16 protein-coding genes are annotated in these 15,540 nt (G+C 75.5%); 2 read left to right on the top strand and 14 right to left on the bottom strand.

Annotated elements, in window-relative coordinates; all coding sequences use genetic code 11:
* Positions 1 to 64: 64 nt before the first annotated feature.
* The 6 genes from rimI to ACZ5HG_RS04190 form a co-directional block, all read right to left on the bottom strand.
* Entirely contained in the window at positions 65 to 523 is a 459-nt protein-coding gene (rimI, locus tag ACZ5HG_RS04215) for a ribosomal protein S18-alanine N-acetyltransferase (RefSeq protein ID WP_464180578.1), read from the bottom strand.
* Positions 520 to 1,203, bottom strand: a complete 684-nt coding sequence (gene tsaB, locus ACZ5HG_RS04210; RefSeq protein ID WP_464180577.1) for a tRNA (adenosine(37)-N6)-threonylcarbamoyltransferase complex dimerization subunit type 1 TsaB — start codon at positions 1,201 to 1,203, stop codon at positions 520 to 522. Before tsaB ends, rimI begins: the two co-directional genes overlap by 4 nt.
* 69 nt (positions 1,204 to 1,272) lie before the next feature.
* Positions 1,273 to 1,845 (bottom strand): tRNA (adenosine(37)-N6)-threonylcarbamoyltransferase complex ATPase subunit type 1 TsaE, encoded by a 573-nt coding sequence (gene tsaE, locus ACZ5HG_RS04205; RefSeq protein WP_464182095.1) that lies wholly within the window; start codon positions 1,843 to 1,845, stop codon positions 1,273 to 1,275.
* A gap of 47 nt (positions 1,846 to 1,892) precedes the next feature.
* The gene (alr, locus tag ACZ5HG_RS04200; RefSeq protein WP_464180576.1) at positions 1,893 to 3,086 is read right to left on the bottom strand and encodes an alanine racemase; all 1,194 of its coding nucleotides are present in this window, start codon (positions 3,084 to 3,086) and stop codon (positions 1,893 to 1,895) included.
* Complete coding sequence (locus ACZ5HG_RS04195) at positions 3,083 to 3,958, bottom strand: nucleoside/nucleotide kinase family protein (protein ID WP_464180575.1); 876 nt, start codon at positions 3,956 to 3,958, stop codon at positions 3,083 to 3,085. Before ACZ5HG_RS04195 ends, alr begins: the two co-directional genes overlap by 4 nt.
* Positions 3,951 to 5,771, bottom strand: coding sequence for a bifunctional ADP-dependent NAD(P)H-hydrate dehydratase/NAD(P)H-hydrate epimerase (locus ACZ5HG_RS04190; RefSeq protein WP_464180574.1), 1,821 nt, complete (start codon positions 5,769 to 5,771; stop codon positions 3,951 to 3,953). Before ACZ5HG_RS04190 ends, ACZ5HG_RS04195 begins: the two co-directional genes overlap by 8 nt.
* A gap of 421 nt (positions 5,772 to 6,192) precedes the next feature.
* On the opposite strand from ACZ5HG_RS04190, the gene ACZ5HG_RS04185 reads away from it, so the two are divergent.
* The gene (locus ACZ5HG_RS04185; RefSeq protein WP_464180573.1) at positions 6,193 to 6,933 is read left to right on the top strand and encodes a hypothetical protein; all 741 of its coding nucleotides are present in this window, start codon (positions 6,193 to 6,195) and stop codon (positions 6,931 to 6,933) included.
* 52 nt (positions 6,934 to 6,985) lie between these two features.
* Here ACZ5HG_RS04185 and ACZ5HG_RS04180 read toward each other — a convergent pair whose 3' ends face one another.
* Together ACZ5HG_RS04180 and glmS are read right to left on the bottom strand one after the other, a co-directional pair.
* Positions 6,986 to 7,339, bottom strand: coding sequence for a holo-ACP synthase (locus tag ACZ5HG_RS04180; protein ID WP_464180571.1), 354 nt, complete (start codon positions 7,337 to 7,339; stop codon positions 6,986 to 6,988).
* A gap of 163 nt (positions 7,340 to 7,502) precedes the next feature.
* Positions 7,503 to 9,359 (bottom strand): glutamine--fructose-6-phosphate transaminase (isomerizing), encoded by a 1,857-nt coding sequence (gene glmS / locus ACZ5HG_RS04175; RefSeq protein WP_464180570.1) that lies wholly within the window; start codon positions 9,357 to 9,359, stop codon positions 7,503 to 7,505.
* Positions 9,360 to 9,422: 63 nt separating this feature from the next.
* Here glmS and coaA point away from each other — a divergent pair, with 63 nt between their 5' ends.
* On the top strand, positions 9,423 to 10,379 hold the full coding sequence (gene coaA, locus ACZ5HG_RS04170; RefSeq protein ID WP_464180569.1) for a type I pantothenate kinase: 957 nt from the start codon (positions 9,423 to 9,425) through the stop codon (positions 10,377 to 10,379).
* 48 nt (positions 10,380 to 10,427) lie between these two features.
* Here coaA and ACZ5HG_RS04165 read toward each other — a convergent pair whose 3' ends face one another.
* From ACZ5HG_RS04165 to rplM, 6 genes are all read right to left on the bottom strand, one after another.
* Positions 10,428 to 11,063 carry a hypothetical protein gene (locus ACZ5HG_RS04165; RefSeq protein ID WP_464180568.1) on the bottom strand — a complete coding sequence of 212 codons (636 nt, stop codon included), beginning with the start codon at positions 11,061 to 11,063 and terminating at the stop codon, positions 10,428 to 10,430.
* Positions 11,064 to 11,210: 147 nt separating this feature from the next.
* The gene (locus tag ACZ5HG_RS04160; RefSeq protein WP_464180567.1) at positions 11,211 to 11,945 is read right to left on the bottom strand and encodes a DedA family protein; all 735 of its coding nucleotides are present in this window, start codon (positions 11,943 to 11,945) and stop codon (positions 11,211 to 11,213) included.
* Between the two features lie 218 nt (positions 11,946 to 12,163).
* A complete protein-coding gene (locus ACZ5HG_RS04155) occupies positions 12,164 to 12,868 on the bottom strand; it encodes a peptide deformylase (protein ID WP_464180566.1) in 705 nt (234 codons plus the stop codon).
* Between the two features lie 2 nt (positions 12,869 to 12,870).
* Positions 12,871 to 14,220, bottom strand: coding sequence for a phosphoglucosamine mutase (glmM, locus tag ACZ5HG_RS04150; RefSeq protein WP_464180565.1), 1,350 nt, complete (start codon positions 14,218 to 14,220; stop codon positions 12,871 to 12,873).
* A 157-nt stretch (positions 14,221 to 14,377) separates the two neighbouring features.
* Positions 14,378 to 14,866, bottom strand: a complete 489-nt coding sequence (gene rpsI, locus ACZ5HG_RS04145; protein WP_464180563.1) for a 30S ribosomal protein S9 — start codon at positions 14,864 to 14,866, stop codon at positions 14,378 to 14,380.
* Between the two features lie 44 nt (positions 14,867 to 14,910).
* Entirely contained in the window at positions 14,911 to 15,360 is a 450-nt protein-coding gene (gene rplM, locus ACZ5HG_RS04140; RefSeq protein ID WP_464180560.1) for a 50S ribosomal protein L13, read from the bottom strand.
* Positions 15,361 to 15,540 lie beyond the last annotated feature (180 nt).

Raw genomic sequence — 15,540 nt, 5'->3', positions numbered from 1 at the left:
CCTCGACCGCCCGTCCCCCGCGCAGCCCGCGGGTGGCGGGCGGTCGTGCGTGCGGAGTTCGTGTTCAGCCGGGGAGCAGGGACAGGCGCATCGTCCAGGCGTCCACGTTCTCCGGCTGGTAGTAGCCCTTGCGCCGGCCGAACCGCTCGAAGCCCGCGCGCTCGTACAGCCGCAGCGCCGGCTCGTTGTCCACCCGCACCTCCAGCAGCACCGACTCCGCCCGCAGACCGCGCGCGTGCTCCAGCAACGCGTCCAGCAGCAGCCGGCCGACGCCCCGGCCCTGCGCGGAGGTGCGCGTGCCGATCGTCATCACCTGGCCGTCGTAGCCGTCGAACCACAGCCCCGCGTAGCCGACCAGCTCACCGGCGGCGTCCACCGCGCCGACGTACCAGCGCCCCGGCCCGGCGATCTCCTCCGCCAGCGACGCCCGCGACCACGCCCCCGCGCCGAACAGCTCGTGCTCCATCGCGACCAGGTCGTCCAGGTCGCCGGGCACCAGCGGACGCAGCGTGTGGTCCGTCATCCGACCAGCGGGCGCGGGGTCGGCGGCACCGCGTCCGGCCGGCGCAGGTACAGCGGCTCGGTGCCCAGGTCGTCGGCCGACGCCCCGGAGGCCAGGCGCGCCAGCGCCACCCGGGCCAGGTCGGCGGGGTCCAGGGTCGCGACGTCGTGGGTCGCCGGCAGCAGGTCCGGGTAGAGCGCCGTGCCCGCACCGACCACGACCAGACCGTCCAGCCCGCGCTCCGCGACCACCGCCGGGGTGTCGACGCCCGGGCCGGCCACGGTCTCGATCCCGCCGTCCACCGCGCGGTAGCGGGCCCAGTAGACCTCCTTGCGCCGGGCGTCCGTGGCCACCAGCACCTCCTGACCGGCGGCGACGTCCCCGGCGGTCACCGTGGCCAGCGCCAGCGCGTCCAGCGAGGAGACCCCGTGCACCGGCACCCCCAGCGCGAGCGCCAGCGTGCGGGCGGTCACCAGCCCCACCCGCAGGCCGGTGAACGGCGCCGGCCCCGTGCCCACGACCACCGCCGTCAGCTCGCCGCGCGCGACGCCCGCCTCGGTGAGCACCTGGTCGACCAGCGGGGTCAGCAGCTCGGCGTGCCGGCGCTGCTCCCCGGTCGACCGGGTGGTGAGGGTGCGGCCGTCGTCCGCCACCACGGCGGCGGAGGCGGCGGACGAGGTGTCGAGCGCGAGGACGGGCACCGGTGGGTTCCTCTCGGGGGGGGTTCTGGGGTCGTGCGCGGGCGGGCCGTGCGGCCGGGGTGGGGCAGGTCAGGCCGTGGGCAGCGGGATGCCGCGCCAGCGGTCGCCCCGGGCGCGCACGGTGAGGCGGCGCACGCCGGCCGAGGCGTCCTCGGCGTCGGGGTCGGGACCGTCGGGGTCGGGGTCGCCGGGGCCGGGGTCGCCGGGCAGGTCGGCGGCGGAGCCGCGGGGGCGGTGCAGGGCGATCTCCAGCCGGTCCTCGGCCAGCGCCTCGACCAGGCCCTCGCCCCACTCGACCACGGTCACCGACTCGTCGAGGGACGTGTCCAGGTCGAGCGCGTCCACCTCGTCCAGCGAGCCGAGCCGGTACGCGTCCACGTGCACCAGCCACGGCGCGGGCGACCCGTCGGCGGTGCGGGTCTCCGGCAGCGGCGGGTGCACGCGGGCGATCGTGAACGTCGGCGACGCCACCGCCCCGCGCACGCCGAGCCCGGTGCCGATCCCCTGCGTCAGGGTGGTCTTGCCCGCCCCGAGATCGCCGGTCAGCACCACCAGGTCGCCGGCCCGCAGCAGCGCCGCGAGCGCCGCCCCGTACCCGCGCGTCGCCTCGGCGTCGGCCAGCTCGACCGTCACCTCGGTCACCGCGCCGTCCGTGGTCCGCTCGTCCACCTGCTCCTCCGTCCGCCCGGTCACCGGGCCTGCCCGTCCGTCATGCTCGTCGCCGCCGCCGGGACCACGTCGTTCACGTGCACCCGCGGCACGCGCGCACCCAGCCGGGTCACGATCTCGTAGCTGATCGTCCCCGCCACGTCCGCCCAGTCCTGCGCCGTGGGCCCGCCGTCGGCACCGTCGCCGAACAGCACCACGCGGTCACCGGCCTGCTCGGTCGCCTCGGGCCCGAGGTCCACCATGATCTGGTCCATGCACACCCGTCCGGCGATCGCGAGCCGTCGCCCGCCCACCGCGAGCGGCGCACCGGGAGCGCCGTCCACCCCGGAGGCGTGCCGCGGCACCCCGTCGGCGTAGCCCAGCGGCACCACACCGACCGTGGTCGGCCCCGGTGTCACGTAGTGGTGCGCGTAGGAGACGCCGTGCCCGGCGGGCAGCCGCTTCACGGTGGCGAGCTCCGCCTCGACGGTCATCGCCGGACGCAGGCCGAACCGCTCCGGGGCGCCGAGCTGCGGCACCGGGTTCAGCCCGTACAGCGCCAGCCCCGGGCGCACCAGGTCGAGGTGCAGCGCCGGGTCGGTCAGCGTCGAGGCCGAGGCCGCGATGTGCCGCACCTCGAACCGCGCCCCGCGCGCCTCGGCGTCGGCGGCCGCCGCCCGCAGCACGTCGCCCTGCGCATGCAGCGTCGGGTGACCGGGCTCGTCGGCGAAGGCCAGGTGCGACCAGATCCCCACCAGCCGGATCGCGCCCTCGGCCTCCAGGCGCAGCGCGGCGTCGACCACCGCGGGCAGCACGTCCGGGGTCAGCCCGTTGCGGCCCAGGCCGGTGTCCACCTTGAGGTGCACCCGCGCGGTCCGCCCGGTGGCGCGCGCGGCGGCGGCCACCTCGTCCAGCGCCCAGGGCGCCGCCACCGACAGGTCGATGTCCGCCGCCACGGCCTCCGCGAGCGGCGCGCCCGGCGCGTACAGCCAGGTCAGCACGCGGGCCGTGATCCCCCCGGCGCGCAGCGCCAGCGCCTCGGTCATCTGCGCCGTGCCGAGCCAGGTCGCCCCACCCTCGACGGCCGCACGGGCCACCGGCAGCAGCCCGTGCCCATAGGCGTCCGCCTTCACCACGGCCATCACCTGCGCGGTCGGCGCGAGGTCGACCAGGGTCCGCGCGTTCGAGCGGATGGCACCGAGGTCCACGATCGCGCGGGCGGGGAAGCGGCTCACCGGGCCAGTCTCCCACCGTCGTCGTCCGGACCGCCGGTCGGGGCCGGGTGCTGGACGGTGACGTCGGGCACGGCGCCCCCGCGGTCGTCGGGCACGGCGGGCTCCCGCACCACCCGGTCCGCGCGATCCCGGGTGCGCGCGACGAGGTCGGCGTTGCGCTGGTCCGGGCCGGCCACCCACGCCCGCGCCGCCGCCGGTGCCTTGCCGAACCGCACGTGCCGCCGCACCAGCCGGTCGATCCGCACGTCCTCCGGCAGGTCGACGTACCAGCAGGCGTCCAGCAGGTCGCGCACCGGCCCGAAGCCGTGCTGGGTCAGCAGCAGGTAGTTCCCCTCGGTGATCACCAGCGGCACCTCCGCCGGCACCGGCACCGCGCCGGTCACCCCGTGCCGCAGGTCGCGGCGGTACTCCGGGGCGTAGACCGTCTCGCCGGGCACGGCGGCGCGCAGCCGACGCAGCAGCGCCACGTAGCCCGCGGCGTCGAAGGTGTCCGGCGCACCCTTGCGGTCCGCACGCCCCAGACGTTCCAGCTCCGCCTGCGCGAGGTGGAACCCGTCCATCGGCACCACCACGCACCGACCGGGGAACGCCGCGAGCACCTGCGCGGACAGCGTCGACTTGCCGGCGCCCGGCGGTCCGGCGATCCCGAGCAGCCGCCGCGCGGGCGTGCCGGGCGCGTGCGGCGCGTCCAGCAGCACGGTCACCGCGGCGTGCAGCGCGGGGTCGAGGGGCGCGGGGTCGGGCGGCGCGGGCTCACGCTCGGCGCGGTCCGGCTCGGCGCGGTCCGGCTCGGCGCGGTCCGGCTCGGCGCGGTCCGGCTCGGCGCGGTCCGGCTCCGCGGGATCGGGCGCCGTGGGATCCGGCTCAGCCACGCAGCACCGCCGCCACGGTCGCAGGGAGGGCCTGCGCCACCGCGAGCGCCGTCACCGGCCCGCCGGGCACCGCCGTGGTCGCGGCCCTCCCGTGCACCGAGGCCGCCGCCGCCGCGAGCGCCGCCGCCAGCGAGGGGTCCGCCAGCACGTCCTCGGACCTCCCGGCGAGCAGCGCCCCCAGCACCCCCGCCAGCACGTCACCGGATCCCGCCGTCGCGAGCCAGGCCGGCGCCTCGGCCTGCGCGTACACAGCCCCCTGGGCGCCGACCACCACCGTCACCGCGCCCTTGACCAGCACCGTCGCCCCGCTGATCTCGTGCGCGCGTCGCGCCCAGCGCAGCGGCTCCGCCTCCACCGCCGAGCGGTCCACCTGCTCGCCCCAGCGGCTCAGCAGCGCGGCGAGCTCCCCGGCGTGCGGGGTCAGCACCAGCCACGGCGCGAGGGTCCGCGGCGCGATCGTCAGCGCGCCGGCGTCCACCACCGCGGGCAGCCCGTCGTGCAGCGCGGCGTCGATCGCGTCGGTCACCCGTTCCACCTGCTCCGCGTCCTGCGGGTCCACCCCGGACCCCAGCAGCCACGCCTGCACGCGTCCCGTGCCGACCACCACCTCCGGCCGTACCGCCAGCACCGCGTCGCCGACCGCCCGGGGTCCGACGTACCGCACCATCCCGACCCCGCTGAGCGCGGCCGCGGACGCCGCCAGCACCGCGGCCCCCGGGTAGGCGGCGGTGCCGGCGACCACACCGAGCACGCCCCGGCGGTACTTGTGCGCGTCGGCCCCCGGCACCGGCCAGAGCCCCGCCACGTCCGAGGTCCCCAGCCGGGCCACCGCCGGACGCACCCCGTCGAGCGGCAGCCCGAGGTCCACCACCTGCACCGACCCGGCGGTCCGCGCCGCCGGGGGCAGCAGCAGACCCGCCTTCGACCCGCCGAAGGTCACCGTCACGTCCGCCGGCAGCACCGGGCCGTCCGGCAGCGTGCCGTCGTCCACCCCGATCCCGCTCGGCAGGTCGACCGCCACCACCAGCGGCCCCGGCGTCGGCCCCCGCCCTCCGGCAGCGCCACCCGCCGCGCCGAACGCCCGTGCTCGACCGTCTCCCGTGGACGCCGATCCCGCCGACCCGCTCGCCGCGCGGTACGCCCGTACGGAACCCGCCTCTGCCGGCGCCGACCCGGCCGCGGGTCCCGCCGTGCTCCGCCCGCCCGCAGCACCGTCCGACGCCCCTCCGTCGACCGTCCCCTCCTCCGCGAGCAGGTCACGCAGCAGCCCGACCAGCAGCTCCGCCACCCCGCGCGGCGCGCCCCGGCCGCCGATCCCGAGCAGCCCGTCCAGCACGACGTCCGCCGCGTACGCCTCCGCCACGGCGTCCCCGACCCACACCGGCGCGGGGCCGCCGTCGGTCGCCGAACCCGCCTCGTCCACCGGGTCAGGGCCCTGCCGGTGCCGCCCCGCCGCGGCCGCGTCCACCAGCGTGTCCGTCACCCGCACCGCGCGCCCGCCCGCCCGCCGCAGCGCCGCCAGACCCTCGGCGTGCGGGGATCCCGTCGTGCACACCGCCAGCACCCGCGCACCGCGTCGGGCCAGCAGCGCCCCCGCGTGCAGCGCGTCGCCGCCGTTGCTCCCCGATCCCACCAGCAGCACCACCGACGCCCCGCGCACCGCTCCCCCGGGCGTCCCCGCCCGCCGTGCGCCGAGCTCCGCCGCCACCCGTGTCGCCAGCGCGAACGCCGCGTGCTGCATCAGCGGCACCCCGCGTGCGAGCAGCGGCGCCTCCGCCGCCCGGACGTCGTCAGCCGTGTAGCCCGAGATCATCCCCCCATCCTCCCCGACCCCCGCCCCACCCGCGCCCCCTCGCCCACCCGCGCGCGCGTGCGCGCTCTCACCCTCGTCGAGAGTGCACGAATGCACCCTTCGCGGGTGCTGAAGCCTGCTTTCGTGCATTGTCGGCGCCCCCAACCGGGCCGGGTGTGAGTTGTCCACAGGGTCGCGGTGCGGGTCATCGTCCACAGGGACGATCAAGCAAGGGTGCGCATCGACGTCCGCCGGGCGCACCCTGCTGGACATGCCGTGGCCCACCCGACCGCTACCAGCCCTGATCGCCGGACGTCCCTTCACCGTGCCCGATGCCCGAGAGCGTGGGGTCTCTCGCTCCCGGCTCACCCGAGTGCCCTCGCCCTGGCACGGCATGCGTGCCCCACGACCGGCGCAGGACCTCGTCGGACGTTGCCGTGAGGTGGCGTTGCTGCAGCCGAAGAACGCGTCCTTCAGCCATGCGACCGCCTGGCTCCTCTGGGGTGTGGACCCTCCGCGCGGGCTGGACCGCCCTGATGCGCTGCACGTCCAGGTCACGACGCCGACCGCCCCACCGCGGCGACCCGGCCTGGTCGGTCATCAGACGTCCGTCCCGCTCGCGCCGGTCAATCTGTACGGGCTCCCGGTGGTCCCGGTCGATGCGGTCTGGGCGCAGCTCGCGCACGACCTGACCCTCGATGAACTCGTGGTCGCGGGCGACGCCCTGCTCCGTCGCGCTGCCGCACGGACCTCAGTCGACGCGTTGCGGTCCGTGGTCGAGCACCTCCCGGCCGGCACCCGCGGTATCCGCCCGCTCCGCCGTGCGCTCGACCTGCTGCGCGCCGGCACCGACTCGTGCATGGAGACTCGCCTGCGGCTGATCCTCGTGGCGGCGGGGCTGCCCTGTCCGGCGGTGAACGTCCCGGTTCTCAGCGCCGACGGGGGTCTCGTCGCCGTCCCCGATCTGTCCTACCCTGGGCTGCGAATCGCGATCGAGTACGACGGTGACGTCCACCGTGTCGATCGCGCCACCTGGCAGCGCGACATCCGTCGCCGCAGATCGCTCGAGGCGCTGGGATGGCGCGTGATCACGTGCACCGCGCACGACGTCCGCGAGCCGACGCTCGCCCTGACCGCGATCCGGGGAGCACGCGCCGAGCGTGCACGAATGCACGCTTCGTGAGCGCTGAAGCCTGCTTTCGTGCAACCTCGGCGAGAGCGCACGCGCGTGCGGGTCAGGGGCGTTCGGCGACGACCATCGCGCTGGCGATGCCGGCGTCGTGGGAGATCGAGAGGTGGAAGCGGGCGACACCGGCGGCGGCTGCCGCGGCGGCGACGGTGCCGCGGACCTCGACCACGGGCTGCTGGCCGAGCACGCGGCGCACGGTCGCGTCCTGCCAGGACATGCCACCGGGCGCCCCGATCGCCTTCGCGATGGCCTCCTTGGCGGCGAACCGTGCGGCCAGGGACGCGTCGGGCAGGTCGCGCTCCTCGGGGGTGAACAGGCGCTCGCGCAGCGCGGGCACCCGCTCGACGGTGGCGATGAACCGGGCCACGTCCACGACGTCGATCCCGACCCCGACGATCACGCGAGACCCCCGACCAGAGGACCGACCGACCGATCGGCCACGGGCGCGCCGGCCGAGCACGCCTGACCGAGCCGCGCCCCGCCGGCGCGCGACCGATCGCCGACCGCCACCCCGCCGACCACGGCCAGCGCCCTGGCCGCGCCCGCCGCCGACCCGCCGCGCGTCACTCGACGGTGACGGACTTGGCGAGGTTGCGCGGCTGGTCCACGTCGAGGCCGCGCGCGGTGGCGAGCTCGCAGGCGAAGATCTGCAGCGGCACCACGTCGAGCAGCGGCGCGAGCAGCGTCGGCGACTGCGGGACGTAGAACACCTCGTCGGCGTAGGCGCGCACCGCCTCGTCGCCGTCCTCCGCGATCACCAGGGTGCGGGCGCCACGGGCGCGGATCTCCTGGATGTTGGAGACGACCTTCGAGTGCAGAGAGTCGCGGCCGCGCGGCGAGGGCACGATGACGAACACGGGCTGGCCGGGCTCGATCAGCGCGATCGGGCCGTGCTTGAGCTCGCCGGCGGCGAAGCCCTCGGCGTGGATGTACGCGATCTCCTTGAGCTTGAGCGCGCCCTCCAGGGCCACCGGGTAGCCGACGTGCCGCCCGAGGAACAGCACCGAGGAGGTGTCGGCCATCCAGCGGGCGATCTCGCGCACGCGGCCGGCGCGGTCCAGCACGTCCTGGATCTTGGCGGGCATGGCGCGCAGGTCGTCGAGGATCTCGCGGATCTCGTCGGCGAACTTGTTGCCGCGCAGCTGGGCCAGGTACAGGCCGAGCAGGTAGGCGGCGGTGATCTGCGCGAGGAACGCCTTGGTGGACGCGACGGCGACCTCGGGGCCGGCGTGCGTGTAGAGCACGGCGTCGGACTCGCGCGGGATCGTCGAGCCGTGGGTGTTGCAGATCGCCAGCACGGTGGCGCCCTGCTCGCGGGCGTGCCGCACGGCCATCAGGGTGTCCATGGTCTCGCCGGACTGCGAGATCGCGACGACCAGCGTGCGGGAGTTGAGGATCGGGTCGCGGTAGCGGAACTCGTGGGCGAGCTCGACCTCGACCGGGATGCGGCACCAGTGCTCGATCGCGTACTTGGCGACGTGGCCGGAGTAGGCGGCGGTGCCGCAGGCGATCACGATGATCTTGTCGACGGCGCGCAGCACGGACTCGTCGATCCGCAGGTCGTCGAGGATCAGTCGGCCGGAGGTGTCCGTGCGCCCGAGCAGGGTGTCGGCGACGGCCTGCGGCTGGTCGGCGATCTCCTTCTCCATGAAGGAGCGGTAGCCGCCCTTCTCGACGGCGGCGGCGTCCCAGTCGACGGTGTAGCGGCGGCCCTCGGCGGGGTTGCCGTCGAAGTCGGTGATCTCCACGGAGCGCGGGGTGATCACGACGACCTGGTCCTGGCCGAGCTCCATCGCCTCGGTGGAGTACGCGACGAAGGCGGCGACGTCGGACCCGAGGTAGTTCGCGCCCTCGCCGAGGCCGACGACGAGCGGCGAGTCGTGCCGGGCGCCGACGACGGTGTCCGGGTGGTCGGCGTGCACGGCGAGCAGGGTGAAGGTGCCGTGCAGCCGGCGGACGACCTGGCGCATGGCCTCGCCGAGGTCCTTGACGTCGTCGTAGGCGCGCGAGACGAGGTGCGCGACGACCTCGGTGTCGGTCTCGGAGAGCAGCTCGGCGCCGTCGGCCACCAGCTCGGCCTTGAGCTGGGCGAAGTTCTCGATGATGCCGTTGTGGATCAGCGCGACCTTGCCCGCGAGGTGCGGGTGCGCGTTGACGTCGGTCGGCCCGCCGTGGGTGGCCCAGCGGGTGTGGCCGATCGCGGCGGTGGCGTCCGGCAGCGGGCTCGCGTCGAGCTCGGCGAGCAGGTTGGCCAGCTTGCCGGCCTTCTTGGCGCTGGCGAGGTCACCGGTCCCGGTGACGAGGGCGACGCCCGCGGAGTCGTAGCCGCGGTACTCCAGCCGCCGCAGCCCCTCCAGGACGACCTCGAGCGGCTGCCCGTCCGGACGGTGCTCTCCGACATACCCGACGATTCCACACATGGGCGGGAGTCTAGCCGGGCCCTCGCGGCGAGCGGTCCGCGCGGGATCGGGCAGAATCGTCGGGTGCGAGCCTCCGACGTCACCGTCACCTCCTCGCCGTACGTGGAGATGGACCGGGACACCTGGGTGCGGCTGTCGGAGTCGACGCCGCTCCCCCTGACCGACGAGGACGTCACGCGGCTGCGCGGCCTGGGCGACCCGATCGACCTGGCGGAGGTCGACGCGATCTACCGTCCGCTGTCCCGCCTGCTCGACCTGTACGTCACCGGCAGCCGCCGGCTGCACGCGGCCGCGTCGACGTTCCTGCGCGAGGACACCCCGCGCACCCCGTTCGTGATCGGGGTGGCCGGATCGGTGGCGGTCGGCAAGTCGACCACGGCGCGGCTGCTGCGCGAGCTGATGGCCCGCTGGCCCGCGACCCCGAACGTCGCGCTGATGACCACGGACGGGTTCCTGTACCCGAACGCGGAGCTGGAGCGGCGCGGGCTGATGGAGCGCAAGGGGTTCCCGGAGTCCTACGACCGGCGCGCCCTGCTCCAGTTCGTCTCGCGGGTGAAGGCCGGGCACGCCGAGGTGCGCGCGCCGGTGTACGACCACATCACCTACGACATCGTGCCCGGCGCGGAGGTCGTGGTGCGCCGGCCGGACGTGCTGATCGTCGAGGGGCTGAACGTGCTGCAGCCGGCACGGCCGACGACGGCGGGCACCTCGAACCTCGCGGTCAGCGACTTCTTCGACTTCTCGATCTACGTGGACGCCCGCACCCAGGACGCCCGGCAGTGGTACGTGGACCGGTTCCTGTCGCTGCGCACGACGGCGTTCGCCCGCCCGGAGTCGTACTTCCACCGGTACGCGAGCCTGACCGACGAGCAGGCGGTGGCGCGGGCCGAGCACCTCTGGGACACGATCAACGCCCCGAACCTGGTGCAGAACATCCTGCCGACCCGCAGCCGCGCGACGCTGGTGCTGACCAAGGACGCCGACCACTCGGTCGCGCGGGTCCGGCTGCGCAAGCTCTGAGCGCCGGGCCGGGCCCGTCCGCCGAGCGCCCCGGCCTGCGCGCCCGCGTCAGGACGTCGGCGCGGCGCCCGGTGCGACCAGCGCCACCGGGTAGCGCTCGACGTCCACCGCGTCGAGGTCGTCCAGCCCGGCGCGCACCGCCGGGTCGAGGTCGCCGCAGCCGCCACCGGGCAGCAGCACGCGCACGGCGCCGCCCAGGGCGTCCACCAGCCACAGGTCGCTGCGCCGCTGGCCGGTCGCGCACGGGCCGGTGGTGGCCCCGACCCGCGCGGAGGTCGCGGACAGCGCCTCGACCAGGGCGTCGACGTCGCCCTCCAGCCGGGAGGCGGTGACGGCGGCCCACCGGCCGGCGCTGTCGGTGAGGGTCTCGCCGGTGCTGCACAGCACCGCGGTGACCGGCGTGAAGCCGGAGGGCAGCGGCCCGGCCTCGGGGGCGTCGGGGTGGCTGGTCGCGCCGGGCGGGGTGATGCCGGCGAAGCCCAGGGCGGACAGCACCTGCGGGGCGAGGCAGTCCGGGCCGGTGGGCAGCGAGGTGGTGACCGGCCGGTCGGCGAGCGCGCTGCTGCCGGCGGACCCGTCCGAGCCGGCATCGCCGCAGGCGGCCAGCACGAGGGCGGTGATCACGGTCGGCGCGGCGAGCGCGACCCGGCGTCGGGGCGTGCGGGCAGCGCGTCCTGCCGCCATGCCGATCGCCCGCCCTTCGTCGCCTCCCTGTCCCCGTCGCGGCGGCGCGGACCAGGTCCGCGCCACCGGTGTGGGGGCGACTCCGTCGTGGCCCGGGATCGAGCGTAGGTGGGCGTCCGGCGCGGGACGGCCGGTGAGACCGGATCGTTAGCGTCCGGGGCCGGATCGTTGCCGGGACGTGACCGGAGCGGCGGGAGCGGCCTCGGGCGCCTCCACGGCCACCGTGGGCTCCGCGACGGCACCCCGCGCGCCGCCGAGCCGGGTGGGGGTCTCCCCGACCCGCGTCCAGCGGCGCAGCGCCCAGTCGATCGCGAGCCCGACCACGGTGCCGACGACCACGCCGGCCACCACCGCGAGCAGCGAGTGGTCGGCCAGCCAGACCCCGGCGCCCGCGCCGATCAGCGTGCCGTAGGCGGCCCAGGTCACGGCGGCCAGCGCGGTCAGCCCCATGAACCGGCGCCGCGGGTAGCCCAGCGCACCGGCGGTCATGTTGACCGCGACCCGTCCGATCGGGATGTAGCGGGCGGCCAGGATGAAGGACGACCCGCGGTGCACCAGCGCGTGCTCCGCCCAGTCCAGCGCCTTGCTGCCGCGCCCGGTCCGGAAGATCCGGAGCCGTCGGACGTCGACCTTGGAGCCGATCAGGTAGGCGACCTGGTCACCGGTGAACGCGCCGGCGGCACCCGCCAGCGCGACCAGGAGGATGTTCGGCTCGCCGTGCGCGATCGACAGCGAGGCGAGCGCGATCACGACGGACTCGCTGGGGATCGGCGGGAAGAACCCGTCGATCGCGGCGAAGGCGAACAGCGCGAGGTAGACCCACGGGGATCCCGCGAGCATCGGGACCCAGTCGTTGATCGCCTGGATCCAGTCCTGAAGCACCGGTGATCAGCTCCTGGGGTGGGTGGGGGCGTCCGGCGAGCGCCGGCGGCTCCACCGTAGGTGGGCGGGGTGTCCCGGCGGCATGGGGGATCCCCCCGAGAGTGCCCCTGGTCTCCCCCTGATGTCACCCACAATCCTGCGCCCGGGCACCGACATGCGCATCGACCCCGAGAGCGATCTCCACAGGATCCGACTCCTCCCTGCGGGGGAGGGACCGCTCAGTGCCGGTGCAGCGGGAAGCCGAGCATCCGCGCGGCCTCGACGGGCCGTGGCTCGGTGGCCCAGTGCGCGCCGATGTCGTCGGTGGCCGCCAGCGAGCGGGTGAGCGCCCGGTCCAGGTAGAGCGTGCCGCCGAGGTGGTCGGTCTCGTGCTGGACGATCCGCGCGGGCCAGCCCTGGACGATCTCGTCCACCGGGGCGCCGGAGGCGTCGGAGCCGGTGAGGTGCAGCCGGCGCAGGCGCGGGACGACCGCCTGGTAGCCGACCACGCTGAGGCAGCCCTCGTAGAAGCCGACCAGCTCGGGCTCCTCCCCCGGCACCGGTGCGTACCGCGGGTTGGCGAGCACCCGGAACGGCATGACGGGGCGCTCGCGCACCTCGCCGGCCTCGGTGCCCTCGGCGCCCGGGTCGGCGAGCACGGCCAGCGCGAGCGGCAGCCCGATCTGCGGGGCGGCGAGGCCGACGCCGGGTGCGGCGTGCATCGTGGCGCGCATCAGCGCGACCAGCGCCGCCAGCTCGTCCGCCTCGACCTGGCCGTCCACCGGCACCGCCCGCATCCGCAGCGCCGGGTGACCGGCCTGCACGATCGGCACGGTGCCGGACGGGTCGGCCGCCGCCGCGTCGATCAGCCGCAGCACGTGCTCGCGCACCACCGCCGCCGGCCAGCGCGCCTCGGGCGCGACGCCCAGGCCCGGGTCGGTCATCCTCAGAGCGCCAGGTGCGCGCGCACGACGTCGGCCAGCTCGGTGGCGACCCCGTCGGCGTCGTCCTGGGTGGCGGCCTCGACCATCACCCGGACCAGCGGCTCGGTGCCCGAGGGCCGCAGCAGCACCCGCCCGGTCTGGCCGAGCCGACGCTGGGCGACCTCGACGGCCGCGGCGACGTGCTCGTCGGTGCCCGCGCGGTCCTTGTCCACGCCGGGCACGTTGATCAGGGTCTGCGGCAGGCGGCGCACGACCGCGGCGAGCTCGCTGAGCTTCTGCCCGGTGGCGGCGACCCGCGCGGCCAGCTGGAGGGCGGTCAGCGTCCCGTCGCCGGTGGTGGCGTGGTCGGCCAGGATCACGTGGCCGGACTGCTCGCCGCCCAGGTTGTACGCGTGCGCGCGCATCTCCTCCAGCACGTAGCGGTCGCCGACACCGGTCTCGACGGTGCGCACCCCGGCCGCCTGCATCGCGAGGCGCAGGCCCAGGTTGCTCATCACCGTGACGACCAGGGTGTCGTGCGCCAGCCGGCCCGCGTCGCGCAGGGCCAGGGCGAGCACGCCCATGATCTGGTCGCCGTCGACCAGCGCACCGGTGTGGTCCACCGCGAGGCAGCGGTCGGCGTCCCCGTCGAAGGCCACGCCCAGGTCGGCGCCGGAGGCCACCACGGCGGCCTGGAGCTGCTCGGGGTGGGTCGACCCGCAGGCCTCGTTGATGTTGCGGCCGTCCGGGGAGGCGTTGATCACCACGACGTCCGCGCCGGCCTCGCGCAGGGCGGCCGGGCCGACCTCGCTGGCGGCACCGTTCGCGCAGTCCACCGCGATCCGCAGCCCGTGCAGGCCGGTGCCGATCGTGGACACCAGGTGCTCGACGTACTGCTCGCCGGCCCGGCCCGCGTCGGTGCGGATCCGGCCGACGTCGGCGCCGACGGGGCGCTCCCAGTCCTCGCGCAGCCGCTGCTCGATCGCGTCCTCGAGCTCGTCGTCGAGCTTGTGCCCGCCGCGGGCGAGGAACTTGATGCCGTTGTCCGGCATGGGGTTGTGCGAGGCCGACAGCACCACGCCGAGGTCGACGCCGAGCGCCCCGGTCAGGTGGGCGATCGCCGGGGTCGGCAGCACGCCGACGTTCAGCACGTCCACGCCGGCGCTGGCCAGGCCGGCGGCGACGGCCGCCGACAGGAACTCGCCCGAGGCGCGCGGGTCGCGACCGATCACGGCACGGGGCCGGTGGCCCTCGAACGCACCGCGCTGGCCGAGCACGTGGGCCGCCGCGACGGACAGGTCGAGCGCGACCTCCGCCGTGACGTCCCGGTTGGCCAGGCCTCGCACACCGTCGGTGCCGAACAGTCGTCCCATCAACGGACCCCTTCGTCGTCGGCCGCCCCTGCGGCCGTCCTGCATCCTGCCCGATCTGCGCCGACCGCGTGGTCGGCACGGCTCCGGGCACCGGAACGGCCGATGGCCCCGAGGGTCGGACCCTCGGGGCCATCGGCCGCGCGTGCTGATCCGGAGATCAGCGCTTGGAGTACTGCGGGGCCTTGCGGGCCTTCTTGAGACCGGCCTTCTTGCGCTCGACGACGCGGGCGTCGCGGGTCAGGAAGCCGGCCTTCTTCAGCGCCGGGCGGTTGTGCTCGGCGTCGATCGCGTTCAGCGCACGGGCGATGCCGAGGCGCAGGGCGCCGGCCTGGCCGGAGACGCCGCCGCCGGTGATGCGCGCGATGACGTCGAAGCGACCCTCGACGTCCACGAGCTTCAGCGGGGAGTTCACGAGCTGCTGGTGCACCTTGTTCGGGAAGTAGTCCTCGAGGGTGCGGCCGTTGATCTTCCACTGGCCGGTGCCGGGGACCAGGCGCACGCGCGCGATGGCCTCCTTGCGGCGGCCGAGGGCCTGGCCGGGAGCGGTCAGGCTCTGGCCACGCCCGGTGGGCGCAGCGGTCTCGGAGGTGTAGCTGGTGGGCGTCTCGCCGCCCTCAAGGTCGATGTCGACCGTGGTCTCGGCCACTGGTGGTGTCCTCGCGTCCTGTCTGGTGGTGAGCGCTGCCGGCCTCAGGCCTGCTGCGCGACCTGGGTGATCTCGAAGGGCTTCGGCTGCTGAGCGGCGTGCGGGTGCTCGGCGCCGGCGTAGACCTTCAGCTTGGAGAGCTGCTGGCGGGCCAGCGAGCTCTTCGGGAGCATGCCGCGCACGGCCTTCTCGATCGCACGCTCAGGGTGCTTCTCGAGCAGGTCGGAGTACGCGACGGCCCGCAGACCACCCGGGTAGCCGGAGTGGCGGTAGGCGAGCTTCGTCTCGCGCTTGTTGCCGGTCAGCGCGACCTTGTCCGCGTTGATGACGATGACGAAGTCACCGCCGTCGACGTGCGGAGCGAAGGTGGCCTTGTGCTTGCCGCGCAGGAGCGTCGCCACGTGAGTGGCCAGACGGCCCAGGACGACGTCGGTCGCGTCGATGACGTACCAGTCACGCTGGACGTCGCCGGGCTTCGGGGTGTACGTGCGCACGGTCGTTGCCTTCTCTATGTCTGATGACTGTGTTCACGGCAATCCCGTAGAAGCCGGGTCAGCCGATGAGTACCGTCCGTGCGTCGTCCGTGGACCGGTGAGCGGGAACACACCAGATCGACACGACGGGACGCACAACGACTCGACAGCCTAGCCGCCGCCCCCGCGAGCGGTCAAAGC

The sequence above is a fragment of the Cellulomonas sp. GTC20042 genome, from assembly GCF_055389595.1.
Note: the sequence above shows the minus strand (reverse complement) of the source record. Positions and strands in the feature narration are given on the sequence as shown.